Origin of the sequence: Vibrio sp. (assembly GCF_050299255.1) — a bacterium.
Lineage (GTDB): Bacteria > Pseudomonadota > Gammaproteobacteria > Enterobacterales > Vibrionaceae > Vibrio.
The window spans coordinates 1-522 of sequence record NZ_JBNKVP010000215.1 but is presented as its reverse complement, the minus strand read 5'-3'; the positions used below and the strand labels follow the sequence as shown (position 1 = coordinate 522).

Annotated in this window: 1 protein-coding gene; it reads left to right on the top strand. The window is 36.8% G+C overall.

Annotation, left to right across the window (positions count from 1 at the left end):
- Positions 1-244: 244 nt before the first annotated feature.
- The coding region (gene pilM, locus ACQY6F_RS19095; protein WP_428776711.1) for a pilus assembly protein PilM at positions 245-522 on the top strand (278 nt) is incomplete at its 3' end.

The following is a 522-nucleotide window of genomic DNA, read 5'->3' as shown; positions in this document are numbered from 1 at the left end:
GGCAACTCTGGTTTTACATATAAATAGAAACCAAAAATTGTACTGACTCCAAGAGCTGTGCAAATCAATGAAAAAATTATTAAACGCTTTATGAACTTCACCGGAGAATCCCTGTTTAGTAGAGGCTGCCTTAATGCAAACCCTAGTACTCTAAGCTAAAAATTTAGCTCTCAAAAGTAGTTACCGCTTATTTCCCCATTTAATAGGCGTAATGAGCGGAGCTTTCTTATTGGAGTAGAGCTATATGGTTCAATCATTAGTTATGGGTGTCGATATCGGCCACCATAGTATTAAAGCAGTGGTCCTAAAACCTGCAGGCAGTAAGTATACGCTGTTAGGTTATAAGGAAATACGAGTTGCTGACGATATTTTCGCTGATAACCATGCTTTGGTTTATCAGAAAATTGTAAAGAAACTCAAAGAACTAAAAAAGGGGTTACCTCTATTTAGTCGAAAAGTTGTTGTTGCCATCCCCGATAACACAGTAATTAGTAAAGTATTACAAATAGATAGCGAACTAGA